The 25,633-nt window shown below is 49.8% G+C and carries 22 protein-coding genes; 20 read left to right on the forward strand and 2 right to left on the reverse strand.

Annotation, left to right across the window (positions count from 1 at the left end; genetic code table 11):
- The first annotated feature begins 608 nt into the window (after positions 1-608).
- Positions 609-971, forward strand: coding sequence for an XRE family transcriptional regulator (locus tag DN748_RS02635; protein ID WP_112370215.1), 363 nt, complete (start codon positions 609-611; stop codon positions 969-971).
- Between the two features lie 308 nt (positions 972-1,279).
- Positions 1,280-1,630 carry a hypothetical protein gene (locus DN748_RS02640; protein ID WP_112370216.1) on the forward strand — a complete coding sequence of 117 codons (351 nt, stop codon included), beginning with the start codon at positions 1,280-1,282 and terminating at the stop codon, positions 1,628-1,630.
- Positions 1,631-1,632: 2 nt separating this feature from the next.
- Here the strand turns inward: DN748_RS02640 and DN748_RS02645 are convergent, their stop codons facing one another.
- Positions 1,633-2,097: a CBS domain-containing protein gene (locus DN748_RS02645; RefSeq protein ID WP_112370217.1), complete on the reverse strand. Its 465-nt coding sequence runs from the start codon at positions 2,095-2,097 to the stop codon at positions 1,633-1,635.
- A 245-nt stretch (positions 2,098-2,342) separates the two neighbouring features.
- On the opposite strand from DN748_RS02645, the gene DN748_RS02650 reads away from it, so the two are divergent.
- The 7 genes from DN748_RS02650 to DN748_RS02685 all read left to right on the forward strand — a co-directional run bounded on the left by DN748_RS02650 (position 2,343) and on the right by DN748_RS02685 (position 12,825).
- The gene (locus tag DN748_RS02650; protein WP_112370218.1) at positions 2,343-4,631 is read left to right on the forward strand and encodes a M28 family peptidase; all 2,289 of its coding nucleotides are present in this window, start codon (positions 2,343-2,345) and stop codon (positions 4,629-4,631) included.
- A gap of 98 nt (positions 4,632-4,729) precedes the next feature.
- Positions 4,730-5,524 carry an NAD(P)H-binding protein gene (locus DN748_RS02655; RefSeq protein ID WP_112370219.1) on the forward strand — a complete coding sequence of 265 codons (795 nt, stop codon included), beginning with the start codon at positions 4,730-4,732 and terminating at the stop codon, positions 5,522-5,524.
- A 241-nt stretch (positions 5,525-5,765) separates the two neighbouring features.
- Positions 5,766-6,479, forward strand: a complete 714-nt coding sequence (locus tag DN748_RS02665) for a tetratricopeptide repeat protein (protein WP_112370221.1) — start codon at positions 5,766-5,768, stop codon at positions 6,477-6,479.
- Between the two features lie 165 nt (positions 6,480-6,644).
- Complete coding sequence (locus DN748_RS02670; protein ID WP_112370222.1) at positions 6,645-9,053, forward strand: hypothetical protein; 2,409 nt, start codon at positions 6,645-6,647, stop codon at positions 9,051-9,053.
- A 14-nt stretch (positions 9,054-9,067) separates the two neighbouring features.
- A complete protein-coding gene (locus DN748_RS02675; RefSeq protein WP_112370223.1) occupies positions 9,068-9,838 on the forward strand; it encodes an alpha/beta fold hydrolase in 771 nt (256 codons plus the stop codon).
- Between the two features lie 184 nt (positions 9,839-10,022).
- Positions 10,023-11,270, forward strand: a complete 1,248-nt coding sequence (locus tag DN748_RS02680; protein ID WP_410528303.1) for an OmpP1/FadL family transporter — start codon at positions 10,023-10,025, stop codon at positions 11,268-11,270.
- 73 nt (positions 11,271-11,343) lie between these two features.
- Entirely contained in the window at positions 11,344-12,825 is a 1,482-nt protein-coding gene (locus DN748_RS02685; RefSeq protein WP_112370224.1) for an SGNH/GDSL hydrolase family protein, read from the forward strand.
- 9 nt (positions 12,826-12,834) lie between these two features.
- On the opposite strand, the gene DN748_RS02690 is transcribed toward DN748_RS02685, so the two are convergent.
- The gene (locus DN748_RS02690; protein ID WP_112370225.1) at positions 12,835-13,572 is read right to left on the reverse strand and encodes a M15 family metallopeptidase; all 738 of its coding nucleotides are present in this window, start codon (positions 13,570-13,572) and stop codon (positions 12,835-12,837) included.
- Positions 13,573-14,094: 522 nt separating this feature from the next.
- Between DN748_RS02690 and udk the strand changes: the two genes are divergently transcribed.
- The 11 genes from udk to DN748_RS02745 all read left to right on the forward strand — a co-directional run bounded on the left by udk (position 14,095) and on the right by DN748_RS02745 (position 25,518).
- Positions 14,095-14,703 (forward strand): uridine kinase, encoded by a 609-nt coding sequence (udk, locus tag DN748_RS02695; RefSeq protein WP_112370455.1) that lies wholly within the window; start codon positions 14,095-14,097, stop codon positions 14,701-14,703.
- A gap of 89 nt (positions 14,704-14,792) precedes the next feature.
- Complete coding sequence (locus DN748_RS02700) at positions 14,793-15,128, forward strand: FtsB family cell division protein (RefSeq protein WP_112370226.1); 336 nt, start codon at positions 14,793-14,795, stop codon at positions 15,126-15,128.
- A gap of 70 nt (positions 15,129-15,198) precedes the next feature.
- Complete coding sequence (locus tag DN748_RS02705; protein WP_112370227.1) at positions 15,199-16,599, forward strand: methylmalonyl-CoA mutase subunit beta; 1,401 nt, start codon at positions 15,199-15,201, stop codon at positions 16,597-16,599.
- Entirely contained in the window at positions 16,599-18,749 is a 2,151-nt protein-coding gene (gene scpA, locus DN748_RS02710) for a methylmalonyl-CoA mutase (RefSeq protein WP_410528305.1), read from the forward strand. The genes DN748_RS02705 and scpA overlap by 1 nt, the downstream gene beginning before the upstream one ends.
- Before the next feature lie 96 nt (positions 18,750-18,845).
- Complete coding sequence (locus DN748_RS02715) at positions 18,846-19,724, forward strand: SDR family oxidoreductase (RefSeq protein ID WP_112370229.1); 879 nt, start codon at positions 18,846-18,848, stop codon at positions 19,722-19,724.
- Positions 19,725-19,868: 144 nt separating this feature from the next.
- Positions 19,869-20,642 (forward strand): ParA family protein, encoded by a 774-nt coding sequence (locus tag DN748_RS02720; protein ID WP_112370230.1) that lies wholly within the window; start codon positions 19,869-19,871, stop codon positions 20,640-20,642.
- Positions 20,642-21,541, forward strand: a complete 900-nt coding sequence (locus tag DN748_RS02725) for a ParB/RepB/Spo0J family partition protein (protein ID WP_112370231.1) — start codon at positions 20,642-20,644, stop codon at positions 21,539-21,541. Before DN748_RS02720 ends, DN748_RS02725 begins: the two co-directional genes overlap by 1 nt.
- 83 nt (positions 21,542-21,624) lie before the next feature.
- Positions 21,625-22,398, forward strand: coding sequence for a DUF5683 domain-containing protein (locus DN748_RS02730; protein ID WP_236636762.1), 774 nt, complete (start codon positions 21,625-21,627; stop codon positions 22,396-22,398).
- Between the two features lie 115 nt (positions 22,399-22,513).
- A complete protein-coding gene (gene dapB, locus DN748_RS02735; RefSeq protein ID WP_112370232.1) occupies positions 22,514-23,215 on the forward strand; it encodes a 4-hydroxy-tetrahydrodipicolinate reductase in 702 nt (233 codons plus the stop codon).
- Between the two features lie 95 nt (positions 23,216-23,310).
- Positions 23,311-24,852: a signal peptidase I gene (lepB, locus tag DN748_RS02740; RefSeq protein ID WP_112370233.1), complete on the forward strand. Its 1,542-nt coding sequence runs from the start codon at positions 23,311-23,313 to the stop codon at positions 24,850-24,852.
- 36 nt (positions 24,853-24,888) lie between these two features.
- Positions 24,889-25,518: a WbqC family protein gene (locus tag DN748_RS02745; RefSeq protein WP_112370234.1), complete on the forward strand. Its 630-nt coding sequence runs from the start codon at positions 24,889-24,891 to the stop codon at positions 25,516-25,518.
- Positions 25,519-25,633 lie beyond the last annotated feature (115 nt).

Genomic DNA, 25,633 nt, shown 5'->3' on the forward strand with positions numbered 1-25,633 from the left:
ACTTTTCCTTATGCGTCGTTCTCACCTGAACAAAGAAACTTTTACAGAAAATCCTATATCCCGCCTGAACAAAATTTTAAAATATGGAATACAATCAAAGCCGGTTGTATCCCGTAGCAAAAAAGAATCGCCGATCAATAGTGCCAGGGAGATACTGTTTAAGAGCAGTTTATACCGGGTTTTTAGGTTTTTTCCTAAAGAGTAGATCGAATGTAGAGACCAAGTAGTTGAACATTATGGTAACAGTATTTTTGGTTGGTATTTTCATAATACACGGGTATTAATACGTGTTATGGTTATTGGCTAAGAAGAGTACTAAAAACACCACCAAAAAAGTGGGCGTGGAACTCAACTTATTGTATCAGAGGTACTGGCATACCCGCACACAGATAAGAGAGCCCACGCCCGGGTCGTGAGCCTTCGACTTATCCTCTTGTGTGCTTGAAAAGTGCCAGTTTTCTGATACAAGATTCAAAGCGAATAGCTTCTAATATTTTGCTCCATTTAGAAGTTTCGCAATTTATGCAATAAGGACCAAATATAGCAAAATAATTTTTTAATACAAATATGTATCGAATAAATATATCATTTTTCTCAAATTTTACTGTATGAGAAGATACAGTGAGGCAGAATTGGACCTGTTAAATGTGCAGATAGGATGTGTTTTAAAGCTGGCCAGGTTGAAAGAGGACCTGTCACAGTTTGTACTTGCTGAAAGATTGGATTCCAACCCTACAATGATAGGGAGAGTGGAAAGATATGAACACGCCAGTCCGTGGGACAAGATATATTTGATAAGCCAGGAATTGAATATTGAGTTTTGTGACTTATTCGTCCTAAAGAGCAAAGAAGAGTTATTATCGATTGTCAAGGATAGTTTTAATCTCGAAAAGAAATTGACAAAAGAAAAGGAACGGTATTATAAATCCCTGGAGCAGGTTATCATAAGAAAATACGAAGCCCTTGAATGAAAATAACCCGACTGCGGCCCTTCTGAGCACAGCGGAAACAAGTATGCCGGAACGATCGCATCCCTTATCAGCTGTAAAACCGACTGGTTTCTGTTAGAGACCGACCGGTTTCTATGAGTATATGTGGTGAGAAGGTTCGTTAAGCAATAACACGCAGAACTTATTGGCGCCATCAGGAATTATCCGGCTTATCCTGACGGAGACTTACCAAATAAAAAAGTAAATTTTAACCACATAACCAACCTTCTTTTTTAGAATAAGATTTTATTTTATATATTGTAGTAATTTTCTTTAAAAACTACAACTCAATGCCGGCAAGAAAATGTCTTGAATGCGGACAGCCTGTTTCCGGGCGTATGGACAAGAAGTTCTGCGGAGACTATTGCAGGAACTCCTATAACAACAGGCTCAACAGGGACAGCAGGAACCTCATGAGAAGTATTAACAATAAACTGAGAAAAAATTACCGTATACTGGCAGCATTAAACCCGCAGGACAAGACGAGGACCACCAAGCTCAGGTTGCTGGAAAGAGGGTTTGATTTCGGGTATTTTACACATACCTACACCACCAGGAACGGTAAAACCTATTACTTCCTGTACGACCTGGGATACCTGCCCCTCGGGAACGACCTTTACATGCTGGTAAAACAATTATAAGATCATCTCCAGTTATGCCCGCTGATACGCAGCGCTGCCAGCATCACGTCTTTCCGGCTGATCTGCCCGATAAGATACCCGTTTTCCACCACGGGAAACCGACGGTGCCTGGTCCGGTAAAACTGTGAAGCCGCATCAAAAATATTGGCATCCGCAGCGATGGTCATGACATCCGTAGACATATATTTGCCCACTGTCATGTCGCATATCGGCATATTGAAATAGCGCCCCTCGGATATCTGCTTCATGCAATCACTGTCGGAAATGATTCCTATAAGCTTTCCCCTGTCATCCACAATCGGGGCACCGGTAATCCTGTTCTTCATAAAACCCTCCATTACCTCCAGTAATGTCTGTTCCGGTGAAAAAGTCACCAGTTTCCTCGTCATGTGATCCGCCACATTGATGGAATGGAAATAATCTCTCTTTATTTCCTCCCTTGCTCCTTGAAAACTTTTAATTGCCATGGTCGTTTAGTTTATCGGGTTAAACAATAAATATAACAATTTTTAATTAATTATACTAATAAATAAACATAATAAATCATAAAAAAATAACATATTATTACAATAATCAGGTTATATCCCTAAGAAAAGAGACAGTGTCATCCCAACCACAGTGCCGGTCCCGGCTCCGTGCTTCACACCTCCAACTCCACATAATAATTCGTATTTTGTAACCTGAAATCACTAATCTCTAAAGGGCTACATCCATGAAACGTTACGCTGCTCCGCTTTCACTACTGCTCCTCTGTGCCGCCGTGTACTGGTCGTTCTACAGTATAATGCCACAGGCTTATACCAAGGTAAATGCTCCCGAAAACAGCTTTTCCACAGAACGGGCCCTGCTTCACGTACGTGCCATATCGAAAAAACCGCATTACGTCGGGGCTGAAGCCCATGAAGAAGTCAGGGACTACCTGGTCTCCGAACTGGAAAAACTCGGTCTGGCCCCGGAGATACAGGAAGGTTACACCTCGGGAAACTGGGGCAATATCAGTAAAGCTGATAATATTATCGCTACGATAAAAGGGAGCGGCAATGGCAATGCCCTGATGTTGTTATCACATTACGACAGTGCCCCGCATTCGTCGTTCGGGGCCAGTGATGCCGGCAGTGGCGTTGCTGCGATCCTCGAAGGAATAAGAGCCTATCTTTCGGAAGGTCTCGCCCCGGAAAACGACATTATCATCATGTTTTCCGACGCAGAGGAACTGGGGCTCAACGGTGCAAAATTATTTGTTTCCCGGCATCCCGTAGCCAAAGAGGTAAAACTCGTCCTCAATTTCGAGGCGCGGGGCAGCGGGGGCCCCAGCTTCATGCTTCCGGAGACCAACAGGGGGAATTCCGGGCTCATAAAAGCCTTTGCCCAGGCACGCCCCCGCTATCCCGTAGCCAGCTCGCTGATGTACAGCGTCTATAAAATACTCCCCAATGACACCGATCTGACCGTATTTCGCGAAGACGGCGATATCGATGGGTTTAACTTTGCCTTCATAGATGACCACTACGATTACCATACCGCACTGGATACCGGACCGAGGCTCGACCGGACCACTCTCGAGCATCAGGGTGCCTATCTTATGCCCCTGCTCCGCTTTTTTGCCGATTCGGATATAGCAAACCTGAAAGATGACCGCGACCATGTCTTTTTTAACGCTCCCGGGGCCGTTGTCATACATTATCCCTTCTCCTGGATATGGCCTGTGAATATACTGGCCCTCATTCTTTTTATAGGTGCTCTCGTTTACGGATTCCGGAAGAAAGTACTCCGTGCCGGTGAAATTTTCCGGGGGGCCATTCCCTTCCTCTCCGCCCTGCTCCTCTGCGGACTTACAGGATATTTCAGCTGGCCGGTACTGCTGAGCCTGTATCCGGGATATGCCGACATCCTTCAGGGGTTTCCCTATAACGGCCACACCTATATCGCTGCATTTGCCCTGTTGAGTACGGCAATCTGCCTGATACTGTATCACGGTTTCCGAAAGCTTAAAGCTGCCAATCTGCTCGTTGTTCCCATCCTGGTTTGGCTGCTGCTCTGTACCGCCCTCGGGCACTATCTGAAAGGGGCCTCCTTTTTTATCATACCCGTATATTTCGCATTGTTTTCCTTATTCGCCCTTATCCGCCGGGAAAAGCCCCGGATCCTCCTGATGACGCTGCTGGCCCTGCCGGCCATATGGCTGTTCTCTCCCCTGATCCGGATGTTTCCGGTAGGGCTCGGACTGAAAATGATCGTGGCATCCACACTGCTTACCGTATTGCTTTTTGTACTCCTGCTCCCGGTCATCGCCTCTTACCGCCAGAACCATAAACTCGCACTCCTCACGGCAGTCATTGCTGCCGTACTTCTAACCGTGGCCCATACCACCTCGGATTTTGATAAGGAACATCCCAGGCCCGACAGCCTGGTATACCTGCTGGACACCGATACCGGGAAAGCCCACTGGGCTACCTACGACCAGGTTCCCGGAAAATGGATCTCCTCCTATTTTCCTCAAAAGGACAGCCTGAAGGCAGATACCACCTGGGTGACATTCGGCAGCAAGTACCTCAATACATTTACCCATACGGCAGAGGCCCCCGCTAAGAACATCCTTCCCCCGGAGGTCGAGATACTGCACGACACCGTTGCAGGTAACGAACGTCTCATAGAGGTCTGCATCACTCCGGAACGGCACGTAAACCGGCTCGATGTCTTCTCCGCCGCCATCATCCTTTCCTGTACGGTAAACGGTGCTGCACTGCCTGCTGCCTACCTGGAGGACAAGCGAAGGGGTGAACGGCTTTTCTCCCATTTTATTACCGGTGATACATACACCGAAATACAACTGCGCCTGCCCCCGGGCGAAAAACCACAGCTCACCCTGTACGAGTCGTCCTTTGACCTCCTGGAACACCCCCTGTTCTCGGTAGCTCCCAGGCCCGAAGGCCATATCCCGAAACCTTTTGTACTCAACGATGCCGTTATCCTTCGAAAAACCGTAAATTTCGGCCATTAACAACCCGTATGAAAGCCCATAATGGGCATTTAGCAAAAATGGCCAATACTAACCAATATAAACAAAGCCAAACCAATGGCTTATGATTTTTTGTATAGATGAAAATAGCTATTTTAGGCTGCGGATGGCTGGGGCTACCCTTAGGCAGCGTATTACATCAGAAAGGAGATACCGTGAACGGCTCGGTAACTTCGCCGGAAAAGACAGGAGACCTGGTCAGGAAAGGTATTGTTCCCTTTGTCATACGGGTATCCCGAAACGGTATCGAAGGGCCTTTTTCAGATTTTATGCGCAGCGCGGATGTGCTCATTATTGCCCTTCCGCCCCGGCTGAGAAAGGCGGAAAGCGGGAGTTTTGTACAAAAGATCAGCACGGTACTCGAAGCCCTGGACGAAAACGGGACAGACAAAATACTTTTTATAAGCAGTACTTCGGTATATGCCGATAACAATACCACCGTTACCGAACATACCCGGCCCGAGCCGGAAAGGGAAAGCGGGAAACAGTTGCTGGCCTGTGAGACGCTGATAAGGAATTACAGCAACAGGGCCACCATACTGCGTTTCGGCGGACTGATAGCAGAGGACCGGCAACCGGTATACCACCTGTCGGGAAAAACCGGGATCCCCAATGGTATGGCCCCGGTAAATCTCATTCACCGGGACGATTGTATCGGCATCATCCGCGAGATTCTCCGGCAGGAACAGTGGGGCATGACATTTAATGCTACATACCCCAGGCACCCGTCCCGGAAAGCATACTACACGGAAAAAGCCATAGAACTCGGGCTCGTCCCGCCGGACTTCTCCGGCAGTACAACGGTACGCGGCAAGATCATATCCCCGGCGTATTTGTCCGATACCCTGCAATATGAATTTCAAAGGGATATCTGAGTGCATTCCCGCCCGGCAGACAGGTTTTTCCGGGCCGGGAAGACCGTAAGCAGAAGATGGCCGCAGAGCGGGAAAACAGCCGGAATACAGTTGCCATACCTCCAGGAATATGACCGAAAAAACACATAAAGTGACCCGGGGCAATACCCGGAGCCGGCCGGAAGGATAAAATTTAGATCGTTTCTGTACATTCCAATGCTATTTTTTTTTAGTTTTGGAAACCTTAATACGATCGCATCTTATGAAAAAAATTGCAATTCTGGCCGTTTTCTCATCATTTCTCATGGCAAACGGACAAAACGATCTCAAAAAGCACTACGAAGATTTCTACAAGCAGATGAGGGTACAGGGAGATATCCGGGGAGCCATCAACGCCCTTACGCACCTGTATGTTATCGCCCCTTCCGATGAACGAAAAGATACACTGGCCTTTCTCTATGCCAATTCAGGACAATACATGCAGGCCATTAACCTTCTCGGCACCGAAAAAGATGCCGCCGCATCCGACATGGCCGTAGACATCAAGGCACTTTCCCTGAAATCGCTCGACCAGCCGCAACTGGCCGTACAACAGTACGAAATACTTTTCGACAGAAAGCCCGATGCCTTTCTCGCTTATGAACTGGCCGACCTGAACCTGCAGATCGGAAAACTGGACGAGGCCCGAAAGAACATAGATTACGGACTTCAGAATGCCGAAGACGACATGAAGGTGCCCTTTTACGAAAGTAAACCTCCTTATGAAGTGCCGATAAAAGCCGCACTGACCTACGAAAAGGGTTTGCTTACTTACAATGAAGACAAGACCAATATAGATGAAGCCATACAACTCATAGACCAGGCACTGACCCTGGCTCCGAACTTTAACCTGGCCAGGCAGATCAAACAGGCACTGACCAACCAGAAAAGCCAGTCGGAACAAAAAGCCCAGGCCGACGGAGAGGAAAAGGAGTAACCGACACGACACTTTTCCTGGCAAGCCCGTAAGGCAAACCGGAAAACTCCGTGAAGCACAAGAATACCCGAAGCAGAATGCTTCGGGAGTATATGGCATTAAAAACGGGCTGACCCTACAATAGGTTACGCCCGTTGTACGTTATAAAATACAAGCCGAGGTCAAATGGAATATACCCTGATACGAAAAACGATTGTTGTTTTCACAGTTTCCCTCCTCCTTATCGCCTGCGGTGCCCCGGAGCAACGTACAGGCAGACTCACCTCCCATATTCCGGAAACCGCTTCCGTCATCGTAAAAATACCCAATCCCCAGGCCTTCTTCAACAGCCTTAAAAACAATGATTTCCTCAAAGACAATACCCTGCTGCCCCCCGGACTATCACGGAAACTGGAAACATTGAAAATACTCGAAAGCAACAGTGAAGCCCTGTTGTGTATCCGGCAGGAAGCAGACAGTATTTACGATTATGTCTACCTGTCCCGCGACGTCCTTCCCGATTCCATTCCGGGATGGGAAGTCAAAACCTCGTCCCGCAACGGCGTTTCTTTCCGGGAACTCACCTCAAAAGACAAACATTTTTTCAGTGCGGTTACAGACAGTGTGTCCATAATATCATCATCCGGAAAACTGATGGAAGAAAGCCTCCTGCCCCGGGATAACGCCCCGGAAAGTTTTCAGAAAATATTTGCCCTGTCCGAAGGCAACACCCAGGCCGCCCTGTTCCTGAAAAATGACGGGTTCAATCCGGGAAACCCCCTCCTGGCCGTAACGGACACCGTTCCGCAGCCCGTGGCATGGACCATGTACGACCTGGCCCTCTCACCGGGGGAATTGCTACTGTCGGGGATCGTCCCGGAAACGGATTCACTGGCCCCCGGAGAAGTCCCGCCACTGCTGAGGCGTTCACCCGAGATCACCCCTTCGGCATTCAGGGGCATGGTATCGCTCACCCCCCGGAACTTTTCAGGCAACCGGGATTCGCTTTCTCCAGAAATAAAGGAACTCCTGGCCATCACCGACGAAATAGGCCTTATATTTACGGAAAACTACGACGCTGCCGCCTTTCACACTTTCGATACGGAAATGGCGGAAAATGCTTTCTCTTCCTCTGCAGTACTGCACAGTACCTTCAGGGACCACGACATATACCAGATAAGTCCGATAGCGCCTTTTGAAGAAACCCTCCCCCCTTTCGGCCGGGGAAAAACCGCAGCGTTCTACACCACGCTGAACGATTTCCTTATCCTTTCGGAACACCCGGAAGCACTGACCGACCTGATAAGCCACTACCAGAATAAATCCACACTGTCTGCCCGTAACTTTTTTCAGCAGATATCCGCCAGCCTCCCCGACGCCTCCTCCACGCTCGCCGTGGCCTCGGATACCAGGTTCAAGGAATTGCTGTTCGGCAGGGTCGTATCCCGCAATACCCCGGAAATGTCATTTACCGAAACGGAAGCCTTTCCCTACCTGGTCATCCAGGGACTGGACGATCACCGTTTCACTCATACCAATATCCTGCTCCGGAAACCGGGAAGCAGTATCACCACGCAAGGGATCTCGGAAAAATTCAACATCGCCCTGGATGCAGACATCGCCCTGCCGCCCCGGTGGGTGACCAACCACCTCAACAAACAGAACGAGATCGTCGTTCAGGATGTAGAACACAACCTCTACCTCATATCCGGGGAAGGCAAGGTGTTGTGGAAAAAGAAACTGGGCGGTCCGGTCCTGGGCGGTATCAGCCAGGTAGACCTTTTCGGGAACGGAAAACTGCAACTGGCCTTTGCGCTGTCGGACGGGATATATATCGTAGACCGCAACGGAAACGACGTAGCCCCTTTTCCGGTTAAGGTAGACCATCCCATCACCAGGGGGCTGGCGGTCTTTGACTACGACCGGAACAAAAAATACCGGTTTTTCATTACACAGAACAATACCCTGGTCCCTTTTGATTCCGGGGGAAAACGCGTCAACGGTTTCGTTTTCGGAGGAACGGGTTCCGCCATTATCAATCCGCCCCGCCATATCAGGGTCGGAAGGCGCGACTATATTGTAATCCAGGAAGAAAACGGCACCCTTCACCTGCTGCACCGCACCGGGCGTACCCGGGTGAAGGTGAACGGCAAAATAGACTTTTCCGGTAATGAGGTGTTCCTGTATGAAGACAAGTTTACCACCACCAATACATCCGGCGACCTCATACAGGTTGACGAACAGGGAAGGCTTAACAAGATCTCACTCGGGCTCGCCGGGGAACACGGAATATACGCTACTTCCAGAACACTCGCCACCATGTCTGACAATCTCTTTACGGTAAAACAGAACAAACACGAACTGGACTACGGTATTTACACCACCCCCGAAATTTTTTATATCAACAACAAAATATATGTGGGGCTCACCGATATGCAGGTCAAAAAAGTCTATATCTTTGACAGCAATGCGCAACTGCTGGGCAACAGCCCTGTTTACGGCGCCTCCGCCATTGACCTCAGGGAAGGCAGCAACGGGGGGCTGGAATTTGTTACCCAGGGCGAAAAAGACAAGATCATCGTATATCAGATGTAATAAAGACAACACCAATGCAACACCTTCATTCAAAAATACTCGGCCAGGGAGCCCCCCTGATCATTCTGCACGGATTTCTCGGAATGTCTGACAACTGGAAAACCCTGGGTAGCCGGTATGCGGAAGACGGTTTTGAAGTACACCTTGTCGACCAGCGGAACCACGGCCGCAGTTTCCACTCCGGCAATTTTTCATACGACCTGCTGGCGGAGGACCTGAAAAACTACTGTGAAGAAAAGAAATTATCCTCCGTAAACATCATAGGCCATTCGATGGGGGGCAAAACCGCCATGCTGTTTGCTACGCGCTACCCCGGGATGACAGAAAAACTCGTTGTCGTGGATATCTCCCCGAAATATTATCCCGTACACCATCAGACCATTCTCAACGGACTGCTTTCGATCGATTTCGGGGTCACCGGGACCCGCAAGGAAGCCGATGAGCAACTGGCCCGATACGTCCCGGAAAACGGGGTACGTCAATTCCTGTTGAAAAACATATACCGCAAAGACAGGGACGAACTCGGGTTCCGCTTTAACCTCACGGCCCTGAACGACCGTATAGAGGAAATAGGCCGGGCACTTCCCGACGACGCCGTCTACAACGGCAACACCCTCTTTATAAAAGGAGAAAATTCGGAATACATCACTCCTCAGGATGAAGCGCTCATTCAAAAGCACTTCCCGAAAGCCGGGATCTCGGTAATCCCCGGGGCAGGCCACTGGATACAGGCCGAACAACCCGCATTGTTTTTCTCCGTCTCTTCAGAATTCCTGAAACGTTAAATTTTGAAATAAATTTACTATGCATGCATAATTTTATGCTCTAAAAATTGCATATTTCATAATTTATAACAAAATTTGTTAATACCGTTACGTATACCATACCCGTATTGCCCCTTCCCTACCCCCGAAATACGGCATCCCGGGTATTCGCGAATGTCTGCAGAACATAAAACAGATAAAAACAATGATGAAACGAACCTACATTTCAGTGATGGCGGTACTGATCACAGCCTGTGCCTATGCAGGAGGTTATCGTGTCGCCCTGCAAGGCCAGAAGCAGCTTGCCATGGGACATACTGGGGTCGCCGTGATCAACAGTGCGGAATCCGTATTCTTTAATCCGGGCGGAATTTCCTTCCTGGAAAAAAAAGTAACCATAAGTGCAGGGGTAAGCCCGGTAATCAGTAACATCCATCTTCAGAACAGCCGGTACGGATGGAGTGAAAAAGCCGACAACCCGGTAGCGACACCGTTTAACGTATATGCAGCCGTAAAGATCAACGATTGGATGAGCGCAGGTATAGCCGTATACACCCCTTACGGTAGCGGGGTGGAATATCCCAAAGACTGGGAAGGGTCTCACCTGATCAACAATATAGAACTGCAATCCATCTATATACAGCCCACGGTCTCCTTCAGGATCAACGACAAGCTCAGTATCGGAGGGGGCCCCATCCTCGCTATCGGAAGTGCCAACTTTAACCGTAACATAGACCGGACCACCACCAATGCGGAAGGAGAACGGGCCAATGTAACCATAGACGACAGCGGCGTTACCGCCTGGGGCTATTCCCTCGGGCTGGCCTTCCGCGCTACGGACGACCTTACCCTGGGGGTGAGTTACAAGTCGGAAATGAAAATGAAAGCCAAAGACGGCAAGGCCGAATTCAGGAACCTCCCTTCCACCGCCCTGGGAGATTTTGACAATACCACCTTCAATGCCACCCTGCCGCTCCCGGCAGAACTCGCTGTGGGTGCATCGTATACCATAGACGAAAAGTGGATGGTGGCCTTCGATTACAACAGGGTGTACTGGGATGCCTATGAATCGCTCGATGTCTTTTTCAGCAACGGGCAGGAATCCCACAACCCCAGGAACTACAAGAATTCGTCCGTATACCGTTTCGGCCTGCAGTATATCGCCAGCGAGAGATTTACGCTCAGGGGAGGATATTACTACGATGAATCTCCCGTACAGCCGGGTTACTTTGCCCCGGAGACCCCGCGTAACGATTCCAACAACTTTACTGGGGGGCTTACCGTAAACATCTCCGAACGCTTTGCCATTGACGCTGCCTTTCTGTATATCCATTTCGACGAAGTGGATGCCACATACGATCATTACCAGGAAAACGGACAGAACGTTCCTTTCGGGGGAACCTATAAGAACAATGCCTTTGTGCCGAGCATCGGGGTTTCTTATGCCTTTTAGAACAACGACATAGCTGGAAGCTGGAAATCGGAAGTAAATATACTTCGGACTTCAATCCTCAAAAACAAACAATATGAAAAACAATATAACATTCCTGATATTTTCGGCCCTGGCGCTGGTAGCCTGCGAGCCCGAATTTGACAAGTCGGTAGACGATGCCGGGTTTTACTCCGCGGGAGAAGCTGATTTTTCCAATTATATAGCACTGGGAAATTCGCTTACTGCGGGGTATGCGGATGATGCCCTCTACCTACAGGGGCAGGAGAACTCCTATCCCAATATCATGGCCATGCAATTTGCTCATGCGGGGGGCGGTGATTTTGTACAGCCCCTGGTCGATGACAATACGGGAGGGCTGCTTGCCGGAGGCACTAAAATTGCCGAGCCCAGGATGATACTGGCTTTTGAAGGCGAAAACCCTTCCCCCGTGATCCTGGACCGCGAACCGACCACGGATATTACAAACCATATCGGGGAGCCTGTGAACAATATGGGAGTTCCCGGAGCCAAGATATATCACCTGGTTGCCGAAGGTTACGGCAATATCTCCGGGGTCGGCACTACGGCAAATCCGTATTTCGTCCGTTTCGCATCTTCGGCCGAAACTTCTGTCATTGCAGATGCCGCCGCACAGGACCCTACATTTTTCTCCTTGTGGATAGGCAACAACGACATTCTGAGCTATGCCACTTCGGGAGGGGTCGGGGAAGACCGCACGGGCAATACCAACCTTCAGGAATACGGGAGTAACGACATTACCGACCCCAATGTTTTTGCAGCGGTATACAAGCAGATGCTGGATGCCCTTACTGCCAACGGGGCCAAAGGTGCCGTGGCCAATATTCCGGATGTGACTTCCATCCCCTTCTTTACCACAGTTCCCTATGCTCCCGTTCCTCTCGGGGAGGCTGAAGCGGCACAGCTCAACCAGGGATATGCTGAATACAACCAGGGCGTAATGCTGCTCGCCGGTTTCGGCCTGGTTTCACAGGAAGAGGCCGAGAGAAGACAGATCAGTTTCCAGACCGGGCAAAACCCGGTAGTCATCATTGATGAAGACCTTACCCCGCTTTCCAATCCCCGCACGGGGGAAGAGATCCCCAGTCTCCGGCAAACCACCCCGGAAGACCTCATCGTACTCCGGGCCAGCAGTTTTATAGGAACCACTGTGGGTGACGACCCGCAACAGGTAAACGGCGTTTCCGTTCCGCTGGACGACCAATGGGTGCTGACCCCTGAAGAACAGGAACTGGTAAGCAATGCCCAGACACAGTACAATGCCACCATAAAAGCACTTGCCGGGGAATACGAACTGGCCTTTATAGATGCACAGGCCATGATGCAGCAGGTGGCAGACGGCGGCATCCCCTTCGACGGTGGAGTGCTCACCAGCGTATACGCTACCGGAAAGGCGTTCTCCCTCGACGGTGTGCATCCTACGGCCAAGGGATACGCCATGGTGGCCAACGCCTTTATCGATGCCATAAACGACCGGTACCAGGCTACCGTGCCCGGGATCAACCCGGGGGCATATCCTGATGTGTTTGTGAAATAGGCTATTCCGCTATTCGCAGTCCCAGCGGAAATTGGCTACCCTCGCATTGGACGCATCCGACAGGTTGTAATGCCACCACTCGGTACGGATAGACCAGAAACCGTGCTTTTCCATTGTGTTTTTCAGCAATCTCCTGTTAGACAGCACTACTTCCGGAAGACCGGTATAATCGTGATGGGCTTCTTTTCCGAAAAAATCGAAGCCCGTCCCCATATCGAGTTCGTTCCCGTCCTGGTCTACCAGGGTGATATCTACGGCACCTCCCTTATTGTGAATGGAGCCTTTGGCCGGATCGGCCACATACTGCGGATTGGATACGATCTTCCACATTTTTTTCTGAACGTCCAGGGGGCGGTAGCAATCAAAGAACTTGATCCGGTACCCCTCCTTTAAAAATGCCTTATTGGCCGCGATCAATGCCCGGGCCGTCACAGCCCTTACATAGCATTCGGCACAATCGTATACCTTGCTCTTTAAAAAATTGTCTTCGGTGGCATACTTCATATCGTATACAAAATCCGCACTGTAATCCCGGAGCCTCACAAAAGTACTGTCGGCTACACCGTCCAGCGACAGCAATTCCGGGGTTTCCTTGTTTTCCGGTGTTCCGGCAACGGTGTCCCTTACGGTGCTCACCGTATCCCCGGACTGTCCTGGCTGTTCCCGGGCAGCTCCCTTCCGGTCCTGCCCCTGCCGGCATGACATCATACCAAGCACGGCGATAAGAGGTATTATAAAATGCTTCATCCCACAAACTTATAAGTATTTTTTTGAATGATCACTATTTGTTTTTAGTTCTTAGTTGGTAGTTCGTAGTTTGGATTTTTAACAAATTGGTAATGTACTGATTGTAAAATTATCTCATAAACCTAAGCTGGATTATCCAGGTTATATTCTAAAAAATACGCCTCATATTTAGATTGTATTCTAAAAAATACGCCTATTTTTATGATTTATAATCTGCCAAATGCGAATGTTTATGACTTCCCAGTGTACTATAATCGGTAAAAAGCAGATACCGCTACGCTTCGGTCTGAATGACAGGACTGCCACCACGTCCTGAATGTCTGTGACACTGCAAATGCCCTGCGAACGTCTTCGACTTCGCAGTTTTTAATGTGATTGAGGTTCCGATATGCCAATCCCCTCCCGAAGGGGAAGACAAAACCATATTCCGGACAGCTCCGTTTGTTTTTTATGCTTACAAAGCAGGTTGATAAACTGCGAATTTCCAAACTTTCGTTAAATTTGCCCCCAAAATACCTGTTCATGCTAATCATCGGAATCGCCGGCGGCACAGGCTGTGGCAAAACCACGGTTGTAAACCAGATCATAAATGAGTTACCCGAAAATGAAGTGGGGGTCATTTCCCAGGATTCCTATTACCGGGACCTCTCCCATCTCTCCCATGAGGAGCGTATCAAGATCAATTTCGACCATCCCAGGGCCATAGATTTCGACCTGCTGGTCAACCATCTCGGGGCATTGAAACAGGGAAAGGACATCCATCAGCCGGTGTATTCCTTCGTAGAACACAACAGAACAAAAGACACCATACGCACCAGCCCCAGGAAGGTCATGATCGTCGAGGGCATTCTCATCATGACCCACAGCCCGCTAAGGGAAATGTTTGATATCAAGATCTATGTCCACGCCGATTCCGACGAAAGACTGATCAGAAGATTAAAAAGGGACATACACGAGCGGGGGAGAGACCTGGACGAAGTACTGCACAGGTACCAGACCACGCTGAAGCCCATGCACCAGCAGTTTATTGAACCCACCAAGGAATTTGCCGATATTATCATCCCCAACAACAAATACAATACGGTAGCCGTGGATATCGTCAGAACCATTATCAACGAGAAACTGGCCTGAAAAACCCGGAAACAGTATAAACTACCTCCGAAAATACGTATTTTAGCAAACGTGTAACCTGCAACTTGTAATCTGATCCGAAGGTGAGCATGAACTTTTTAAACAAAATAAGACAAAACAGGTGGATGGCCTTTTTCGGGAACATCTATGTCATCATACTCACTGTTTTTGCCGTATGGATGATCTTTTTTGATACCAATTCCCTGCTCACGCACCGGGAGCTGGAAAAGGAGATCGACAAACTCCGGAAACAGAAAGATTATCTCCAAAAGGAAATAGAACAGGACAAGGCCATTATACGGAACCTCAGGGATGACAATAATATAGAGAAATTTGCCCGTGAGGAATATTTCTTTAAAAAGGAAGAAGAAGAGATCTATATCATAGAAAAGGACAGTACACAAAAGAAAGAGGACCGGGATTGACGTCCTTTACCGTCTGAAAAATACCTCCCGGGCCTCACACGACCATTAACCGCTAAAAACCCGTACGGACATGGACCAGCACCTGTTTGACGAGTTTCCCTGGGTTTCCGCCAAAATGTGGAAACAGAAGATACAGTTCGATCTGCAGGGCGACGATTACAATACCCTGATCGGGAAAACCGCAGAAGGCATCAACATCAAACCCTTCTACCACGCCGACGACCTGCCCGGACCGCTGCCCGGCATTACACCGGGGCAACCCTGGCAGATCTGCCAGAAAATATATGCCGGTAACGAAAAGGCAGCCAACAAAAAAGCGCTCAGGGCCCTGGAAAACGGTGCCGAAAGCCTCTGGTTTGTCATTCCGCGGGAGGATACCGATATCTCCCTGCTTCTGCGTGATATCGACAGGGAGCGGACAACACTTCACCTGGAACCGGAGTTTCTTTCCGCCTCATTTCCCGGAATTGCCGGGAAAGGCTCCGGCATATACCTGCACAACGACAGCATAGGCCGCCTCGCCCGGAGCGGTAACTGGTATTACAACCTGGGAAAGGATTTTGAGATCCTGTCCGCAACGGCAGGCCACTCTGAAAAAGCCTCTTTACTTTCGGTCGATGCCGCCCTATACCACAATGCAGGAGCTACCGCAGCACAACAGCTGGCCTATGCCCTGGCCCATGCCAACGAATACCTCAATACCTTACAGCATTCCGACGCCCTGAAAACGCATCAATTCCTGTTCAGGGTAGCCCTCGGACCTGATTATTTCCTTGAGATCGCAAAACTCAGGGCATGGCGGATACTCTGGAAAACCCTTGCCTCCGAATACAACGCCCGGGCAGACTGCCATATTCTCGCTTTTCCCGGCACGCGGAACAAGACCCTGTACGATTACAATGTAAACATGCTCCGCACCACCACCGAATGTATGAGTGCAGTACTCGGGGGAGCAGATACCATATGCAACCTGCCTTACGACAGTATATACCACAAAGACAATGAATTCGCAGAACGCATAGCGAGAAACCAGCTGCTCATCCTCAAACACGAAAGTTATATGGGTGAAGTGCTCAATCCCGCAGACGGCACTTATTATATAGAGGAACTCACCCTGCAGCTGGCCGGAAAAGCCCTGGATATCTTTAAACAGATAGAAGCAGGTGGCGGTTTCCTGAAACAGCTGAAAGACCATGTTATCCAGAAAAAGATACGGGAAAGTGCCGCAGAAGAACAAAAAGCCTTTGACGAAGGCCGGAAAATCCTGGTCGGTACCAACAAATACCCCAACCCGGACGACCGTATGAAAGACGAACTGGAGTTGTTCCCTTTCACAAAAACCAACCGGAGAAAGACCCTGATAGCCCCCGTCGCAGAACGACGGCTGTCAGAAAAAACAGAACAGGAACGACTGCAGACCGAAAACCCCGCCTCGCCGTCACCACAACAAACCGGATCAGACCGATCATGATAAAACGCAAAAACATACAGCATATCGCCATCCCTTCCGCAGAAACACATGTTGATGCGTCTCTGCGGGGGGACAAAAACGGTGCGCCCCCTTTTACCTTTGCGGAAGGTATAGACGTCAAACCCGTATTTTCCGAAAAGGATATCGAAAATGCCGGCCACCTCGATTTTGCCGCGGGTATTCCCCCTTTTCTCCGGGGGCCGTACAGCACCATGTACGTACGGCGCCCGTGGACCATACGGCAGTACGCCGGGTTCTCCACGGCAGAAGAGAGCAATGCCTTTTACCGCCGTAACCTCAGGGCCGGGCAGAAGGGGTTGTCGGTAGCCTTTGACCTGGCCACGCACCGGGGGTACGACAGCGATCACGAAAGGGTGGTAGGCGATGTCGGCAAGGCCGGGGTTGCCATAGATACCGTAGAAGACATGAAGATCCTCTTCGACGGGATCCCTCTCGACCGCATGTCCGTATCCATGACCATGAACGGGGCAGTACTCCCGGTTATGGCATTTTATATCGTAGCCGCAGAAGAACAGGGCATCACTCCCCGGCAATTGTCGGGCACCATACAGAACGATATCCTCAAGGAGTTTATGGTGCGCAACACCTATATCTATCCTCCATCACCATCCATGAAGATCATAGCCGATATTTTTGAGTATACCAGCAAACACATGCCCCGGTTCAACAGTATCAGTATTTCCGGCTATCACATGCAGGAAGCAGGAGCTACCGCCGATATCGAACTGGCCTATACCCTCGCAGACGGACTGGAATACATCAGGACAGGACTGAAAGCAGGCATGAATATCGATGCCTTTGCCCCGAGATTATCTTTTTTCTGGGCCATAGGAATGAACCACTTCATGGAGATCGCCAAGATGAGGGCCGGGCGGATGTTATGGGCCAAACTCGTCAAACAGTTCGCCCCCGAAAATGAAAAATCGCTCGCCCTGCGTACCCATTGCCAGACCAGTGGATGGAGCCTTACCGAACAGGACCCTTTCAACAATGTGGCGCGAACCTGTATCGAAGCCGCTGCCGCTGCTTTCGGGGGTACCCAGTCCCTGCATACCAATGCCCTGGACGAGGCCATCGCGCTCCCCACGGATTTTTCGGCGCGCATAGCGCGCAATACCCAGTTGTACCTGCAGGAAGAGACCGGTATTACCAAAACCACAGACCCCTGGGCCGGGAGTTACTATGTGGAATATCTCACGGGAGAACTCGCCGAAAAAGCCTGGAAACTCATTGAGGAGATAGAAGAACTCGGGGGGATGACCAAAGCCATTGAAGCCGGTATCCCGAAAATGCGTATCGAAGAAGCCGCTGCCCGGAAACAGGCCCGTATAGACAGCGATCAGGATATCATTGTAGGGGTCAACAAATTCCGCCCCGAAGTGAAAGAGTTGCTGCAGATACTGGAAGTAGATAACCAGAGCGTCAGAAGGCAGCAAATACGGCGCCTGCAGGAGGTCAGGGAGAAAAGGGACCCGGAAGCCGTCAAAACTTCCCTGAACAAACTAACCGAAGGTGCCCGTACGGGAAAAGAAAATTTATTAGCTTTAGCCATAGAAGCCGCCAGGAACCGGGCTACGCTGGGAGAGATCAGCCATGCCCTCGAGGCCGCTTACGGCAGGCATAAGGCAAAAATCCAATCTTTTACAGGAGTGTATTCGGGAGCAATAAAGAACGACGATAGTTTTGACATGGCCAGGAAACTGGCCGATACCTTTGCAGAACAGGAAGGAAGGAGGCCGCGTATCATGATCGCCAAGATGGGGCAGGACGGTCACGACCGCGGTGCCAAGGTAGTGGCTACCGGTTATGCCGACGTAGGGTTCGACGTCGATATCGGCCCGCTGTTCCAGACCCCGCAGGAAGCGGCAAAACAGGCGGTGGAAAACGATGTGCATATCCTTGGTGTCTCTTCCCTGGCCGCCGGCCACAAGACCCTGGTACCCCAGGTGATCGAAGCGCTGAAAGCCTACGGACGGGAAGACATCATGGTGATCGTGGGCGGGGTCATCCCGCAGCAGGATTACGAATTCCTGTTCGAGACAGGGGCCACAGCCATATTCGGCCCCGGCACCCGGATCAGTGAGGCTGCCATACAGATACTCGAAATACTCATGGCGGCTTCGGAATAGCCCGGTTTCCGGACCACAGTCTCATGACCACAGATTCCGGGACAAAACTACTATGCATGCATACTATTTTCGTATCTTTACGAAAAACAGCAGCTTATGTATACCGACAAAATGCTTCGCGACGATGCCTTAAAAGGTAGAAATATCGTAGTGACCGGTGGCGGAAGCGGCCTGGGGAAGGCCATGACCCGCTATTTCCTGGAGCTGGGCGCCAAAGTGGCCATCACTTCCCGCAACCTGGAAAAACTACAGAACACCGCCGGCGAACTGGAACAGGAAACCGGGGGCACCTGCCTGGCCGTACCCTGCGATGTACGCCATTACGACCAGGTAGAATCCATGCTGCAACAAGTGGTCAGCGCCTTCGGCAAGGTGGATGTATTGCTCAACAATGCGGCGGGAAACTTTATCGCCCCTACCGAAAGGCTATCGGCCAATGCTTTCGACACCATCATCGATATCGTGCTCAAGGGCAGTAAAAACTGTACGCTGGCTTTCGGAAAACACTGGATTGCACAGAAACAGGACAATACCGTAGTACTCAATATCGTCACCACCTATTCCTGGACCGGTTCGGCCTATGTAGTACCCAGCGCCACCGCCAAGGCAGGCGTGCTGGCCATGACCCGGAGCCTGGCCGTGGAATGGGCAAAATACGGGATCCGGTTTAATGCCATAGCCCCCGGCCCTTTCCCTACCAAAGGCGCATGGGACAGGCTGCTTCCCGGCGAACTCAGGGAAAAATTCGACCTGGCCAAAAAAGTGCCCCTGCAACGCGTAGGCGAACACCAGGAACTGGCCAACCTCGCCGCTTACCTGGTTTCCGATTTTGCAGCCTACCTCAACGGCGAGGTCATCACCATAGACGGCGGCGAGTGGCTCAAAGGAGCCGGACAGTTTAACATCCTGGAAAAGATCCCCCCGGAAATGTGGGACATGCTGGAAGAAATGATCCGTAAGAATTCGGGAAAATAAGTTCCCCGCTCCCCCGGTCCCGGGCCGGCAACTCCCGGTAATTCGCATAAAGACACTGCCGGTACGGAAACGGTGTTAACAATTTTCATTTTCAAAACCAGGAAATAGTTGTATTTTTACCTGTCTAAATCCAATTAAAACTACATGGGTAAAATAATAGCAATTGCAAATCAGAAAGGTGGTGTAGGAAAGACCACTACTTCTGTAAACCTGGCGGCCTCCCTCGGGGTTTTGGAAAAAAAGGTATTGCTTATCGACGCTGATCCCCAGGCCAATGCCACTTCCGGACTCGGGCTGAACGTAGATGAGATCGAGGTTGGCACCTATCAGTTGCTTGAACACACACTGAACGCCGGGGATGCGGTCATAAAGACCGATTCTCCGAATGTAGACCTTATTCCGGCTCATATAGACCTGGTAGCCATAGAAATAGAACTGGTAGACAAGGAACGCCGTGAATATATGCTCAAGGAAGCCATCGAGGATATGCGTGATCATTACGATTACATCCTGATAGACTGTGCTCCCTCCCTCGGGCTGCTTACCCTGAACGCCCTGACCGCTGCCGATTCGGTGATCATACCGATACAGTGTGAATATTTTGCCCTCGAAGGCCTGGGCAAACTGCTCAACACCATAAAAAGCGTACAGAAGATACACAACCACAACCTGGACATCGAAGGGCTGCTGCTCACCATGTACGATTCGAGGTTACGCCTTTCCAACCAGGTCGTGGAAGAAGTTCAGAAGCATTTCAACGACATGGTATTCGATACCATTATCCAGCGCAACGTGCGCCTTTCGGAAGCTCCGAGTTACGGGGAAAGCATTATTAATTACGATGCGGGCAGCAAGGGTGCTACAAATTACTTAAATTTGGCCCATGAAATCATAAAAAAGAATAAGGAGAAGGTTTAATGGCAAAAGCGACTAAAAAACAGGCACTGGGAAGGGGATTATCGGCATTACTGAAAGATCCGGAAAACGACATCAGGACGGCTTCCGACAAAAATGCCGACAAGGTGGTAGGCAATATCGTAGAACTGGATATTGATGCCATTGAAGTAAACCCTTTTCAGCCGCGTACAAATTTTAATGAGGATACGCTCAAGGAACTGGCTACATCGATCAGGGAACTCGGGGTCATTCAGCCCATTACCGTCCGTAAGATCGATTTCAACAAATACCAGCTTGTTTCCGGTGAACGCCGTTTTCGCGCTTCCAGGCTGGTCGGGCTGTCTTCGGTTCCTGCCTATATCCGTATTGCCAATGACCAGGAATCCCTGGAAATGGCCCTGGTGGAAAATATCCAGCGGCAGGATCTCGACCCCATAGAGATCGCCCTTTCCTATCAGAGGCTGATCGATGAGATACAGCTCACCCAGGAACAACTCAGCGACCGGGTCGGGAAAAAACGCTCAACCATTGCCAACTACCTGCGCCTGCTCAAACTGGACCCCATTATCCAGACCGGAATGCGCGATGGTTTCGTAAGCATGGGGCATGGCCGTGCCCTTATCAATATAGAGGACAAGGACGCCCAGCTGGCCATATACGAAAAGATCATTTCCAATGCCCTGTCGGTAAGGGAAACTGAGAAACTCGTCAAGGGGCTCCAGGAAAAAGGGAACAAGGGCAATGCAGCCTCATCTTCCGGAACACTCCCTTCCTATATCGATGACAAAATGAACGGCCTCACCGAGTACCTGTCTACCAAAGTAGACGTTAAAGTATCCAAAAACGGGAAAGGAAAACTCATCATCCCCTTTCATTCCAGGGAAGACTTTATACGACTGGCCAAACTCCTGAAATCCTGAAACACCCACTATCAGAACATACACAAAATATACAATTTTTCCCGGCAGCTGAAACAGGCCGGACCTAAAAACAAGGAGCCCGAATGCCACATACCAGTCGTTATGTATTACGCCGAAGCAGGAATACCGGGTACCGGTCTTCGGATACGCCCTGCCCCTGTTCCAACGGGGCTCATTCTCCTCATCACAGACCGGGTTTTCCGGAAATACCATTGAAGAACAAGGCCGTACACCTTGTTTTTGCATTTATTTTTCTCCTTGCGGCCAGCGCTCCGCTCAATGCACAGGAGGAAGAAGACAAAGGGCAGGCAAAAGACAGTACTGCCACCGAAAAACCGGTGGTCATACGGGATACGGTACTGCCTGAAAAACACGTTATCGATCCGCTGGCCCCCAGTAAGGCCGCCTTCTACTCGGCCATACTGCCCGGCCTGGGACAGATATACAATAAACGTTACTGGAAAGTGCCCATCGTATATGGTGCCATAGGAACCGGAATGTATTTCTATATTACCAACAAAGATCAGTATCACCGCTATCGCGATGCCTATAAACGGAGGCTCGCCGGATATACCGATGACGAATTTTACGACATGGACGGCACGCCCAATGCCGACGGCAGCCCCGATGTATCTACCGATGCCCTGCGCCGCGGTCAGGAATATTACCAGAGATACAAAGACCTCTCCCTGCTGATCACTATCGGGCTTTACGCTCTTAATATCATCGACGCCAATGTGGATGCCCACCTGAAACAGCACAATATAGGCCAGGACCTGACCCTGAGGCCCCTTATCGTGCCCAACGACATTACCACCGGGACCACTTTCGGGCTGTCGCTAAGCTTTGATTTTTGAGTAGTGAGTAGTGAGTAGTGAGTAGTGAGTAGTGAGTAATGAGTAGTGAGTAATGAGTAATGAGTAGTGAGTAGTGAGTAATGAGTATCTAATATCTAACATCTAATATCTAACAATGAAAATAGCATTACTGGGATACGGCAAAATGGGAAAAATGATAGAACAGACCGCCCTTTCCCGTAACCATGAGATCATAGCGAGAATTGACGACAAATTCAGTCCGGAGGACATCAGGGAGGCCGATGCCGCCATAGATTTCAGTATTCCCTCGGCAGCTTTCAACAATATCAGCAGTTGTTTCACGCAGGGTGTTCCCGTCATTTCGGGAACCACTGGCTGGCTGGACCGGTATGACGAGGCCGTAGAATTATGCCGGCAGCATGAAGGGGCCTTTATATATGCATCCAACTTCAGCCTGGGGGTCAATATCTTCTTTCAGCTCAACGAATACCTGGCCCGTATGATGGGCGGCCTGCCGGACTACAACATAAGCATGGAAGAAATACACCACACCCAGAAACTGGATGCCCCCAGCGGTACCGCAATAACACTGGCCGAAGGTATTATCCGCAATACTTCCAGGACCGGATGGAAACTCGACACGGCCGGGGAAAATGAGGTCCCGATCACCGCAAAACGCATAGAAAACGTTCCCGGAACGCATAGCATAAAATACTCCGGCAAGGTCGATGATATCGAGATCACCCATACTGCGCACAATCGCGAAGGTTTTGCCCTCGGGGCCGTGATCGCTGCCGAATGGATACAGGGAAAAACCGGTGTCTTCAGCATGAAGGACGTATTAAATCTGCAATAAAACCCTGAAATAAGCAAGCTTTTATGTAATTTGCACTCCGGCTGTCCGGCAGGGCAGCGAACAAAGTTACATTACAAGAATACAACAACACGACAATGACAGCAACAGCGTGGTTTATATTTTTCCTTATCCTGCAACTCATTCACTTTGCGGGAACCTGGAAACTGTACCAGAAAGCAGGCCGGAAAGCCTGGGAAGCTCTTATTCCCGTATACAATGCCGTGATACTGATGAAGATCATCAACAGGCCCTGGTGGTGGGTCATCCTGTTATTCATCCCTATCATCAACCTGATCATGTTCCCGGTAATATGGGTGGAAACGGCCCGGAGCTTCGGGCGGAATTCGACAGCCGATACCTGGCTGTGTATCCTGACACTGGGCTTTTATATCTATTACATCAACTATGTACCCGATGTTTCCCACATTAAAGACAGGAGCCTTAAACCCACTACCGCCACAGGGGAATGGATCAGCTCCATCCTCTTTGCCATTGTAGCGGCAACACTGGTACATACCTATATCATGCAACCGTATGTGATACCCACATCTTCCCTGGAAAAATCGCTGCTCGTGGGCGATTTCCTCTTCGTGAGCAAGTTTCATTACGGGGCGCGGCCCCCCATGACTGCCGTGGCTGCTCCCATGGTACACGACACCATACCCGGCCTGAAGATCAAATCGTATCTCAACAAACCGCAACTGCCCTATTTCCGGTTCCCGGCATTCCAGGATATCAAACGGAACGATATCGTGGTATTCAACTGGCCTACGGATACCGTTCGCTATTTCGGCGACCGGGCGAGCCGTAACATCCGGAAACCCATTGACAAGAAATCCAATTATGTAAAACGCTGTGTAGGCATCCCCGGTGATTCCCTGGAGATTCGTGACGGGTATGTGTACATCAACGGAAAACAGACACAACTGCCCGACCGGGCCAGGACGCAGTATTCCTACTGGGTAACGCCGAAAAGGGGCAGCGAACTGAGCCCGGCCTATATGTATGAGCGGTTCGGGGTTACCGATAATTTTTACCAGCAGGGTGACGGCAGGTATTTTTTTCAGTCACTCACCGAAGAAAGTGCCGCACGGCTCGGCAAAAACCCCAATATAGAAAGCGTGGAACGCCGGATTACACCGGCCGGACAGCCCAATCCTTCCATTTTCCCCAATACCGCGGACACCCAGTGGAGTACGGATAATTTTGGCCCTGTCTATATCCCGGAAAAGGGTAAAACCGTAGCCCTGAACGCGGAAACATTACCGCTGTACAAACAGATTATCAGCGAATACGAAGACAATACCCTCGAAGTAAAGGGAGATGCCATACTCATAAACGGCAGGCAGGCGGATTCCTATACTTTTAAGCAGGACTATTTCTGGATGATGGGAGACAACCGGCACAATTCGGAAGACAGCCGCTACTGGGGGTATGTTCCCGAAGATCATATCGTGGGGAAGCCGGTCTTTATCTGGATGAGCTGGGATAAATTTGCCGGGAAGGTACGCTGGGACCGTGTGTTTACCACGGTTGGCGGATCGGGAGAAAGGATCTCCTACCTGAAATATGTACTGATCGCAATAGCGGCATGGCTGATATTCGGGTTTATAAGAAAGAAACGCAAGAAACAGTAACAATAAAAGATTCCGGAAAAAACAGCCCCTTGTACTATGGAAACAAAAGTTTTGATCCATCCCACCTATTTCCCGTCGATCATGCACATGGTCGCCATGGCAAATTATGATGTCGTCTTTGAAATTCACGACAACTTTCAGAAACAGACCTATCGCAACCGCATGTACATATACGGTGGCGGGGGCAAACAGCTGCTCAGCATTCCGGTAAAACACCTCAAAACGGGAGAACACCAGAAATACAGGGATGTGAGAATAGAACAGGATTCCGGATGGGCAAAGTCACACTGGAAAAGCCTGCAAATGGCCTATCGGTCGTCCCCGTTTTTCGAATTTTACGAAGATGAGCTGGCAAGGCTCTTTCACAGGAAATACGATTTCCTGATAGACTTCAACCTCGCAACCATCGACCTGCTGTATAATATCCTTGAGATCGGGTTTACCCGGACGTTTTCCATCAGATACCAGGAAGAAGCCACCGGGGCCGATGACTACAGGTACCTGGTCAATGCCAAGGCAGAGCCTTATTACGACATAAGCTCATACACCCAGGTATTCTGGGAAAAGCACGGCTATATCCCTAACCTCAGCGTACTCGACCTGCTCTTCAACGAAGGCCCGAATACCCTGCCCTATCTCGAAAGCCAGGATCTTCCTTTGGGATAATGTGATAATGTGTCAATGTGATAATGTGCCAATTTGATAATGTGATAATGTGATAATGTGTCAATGTGATAATGTGTCAATGTGATAATGTGGAAATTGACTAATTGGCTAATTG

The organism is Sinomicrobium soli (assembly GCF_003285545.1).
Classification (GTDB): domain Bacteria; phylum Bacteroidota; class Bacteroidia; order Flavobacteriales; family Flavobacteriaceae; genus Sinomicrobium.